Here is a 764-nt window from a genome sequence, read left to right as displayed (position 1 = left end):
CGGCAGATGCATGTTCAAGCATCGTAAGCTGGCGTGTTTCTGCCGAAGCATCCAGAAACACCTTTGCACGACAAGCAATCCCAATGATGTGGGACTTTACGGAGATTAATCCATTTAGTTCATCGGTGGGCAACTTCGAAGGGATGGCCATAGATGGAATAGCGAACCTGATCCTAAATCTTCCAACAAATATTAGGTGCCAAGCGTGGCAAGCCGATGCTTCCCTATTATTCATGCCGAAGCCAGCATTAGTTTCAACCGATCCTCCTTACTTTGATAACATCGGCTACGCCGACCTCTCGGACTTCTTCTACGTCTGGTTGCGCCGTTCGTTGAAAGACGTCTTTCCCGACCTCTTCGCCACCCTCGCCGTGCCCAAGGCCGAGGAGCTGGTTGCCACGCCCTACCGCCACGGCAGCAAAGAGAAAGCCGAAGCGTTCTTCCTCGACGGCATGACGCGGGCGCTCGCGCGCATCGCCGATCAGGCGCATCCGGCGTTTCCGGTCACGATCTATTACGCGTTCAAGCAGCAAGAAGCGAGGGGAGAGGAGAGAGAGGCGAGCGAGGCGGGTGACGGCAAACCGGCCGCATCCTCTCACTCCTCACTCCTCTCCACTCACTCCTCCACCGGCTGGGAGACCTTCCTCGACGCGGTGATCCGCGCGGGCTTTTCCATCAGCGGCACCTGGCCGATGCGCACCGAGCGCGGCGCGCGCTCGATTGGCATCGGGACCAACGCCCTCGCCTCCAGCATTGTCCTCGTC

Annotated in this window: 1 protein-coding gene; it reads left to right on the top strand. The window is 58.4% G+C overall.

Annotation, left to right across the window (positions count from 1 at the left end; genetic code table 11):
- Window positions 1–83: 83 nt before the first annotated feature.
- The coding region (locus tag NZU74_20370) for a hypothetical protein (protein ID MCS6883684.1) at window positions 84–764 on the top strand (681 nt) is incomplete at its 3' end.

The sequence above is a fragment of the Chloroflexaceae bacterium genome (assembly GCA_025057155.1).
GTDB lineage: Bacteria > Chloroflexota > Chloroflexia > Chloroflexales > Chloroflexaceae > JACAEO01.
The sequence above is the reverse complement of the archived record's forward strand: the minus strand, read 5'-3'. Positions and strand labels throughout refer to the sequence as shown.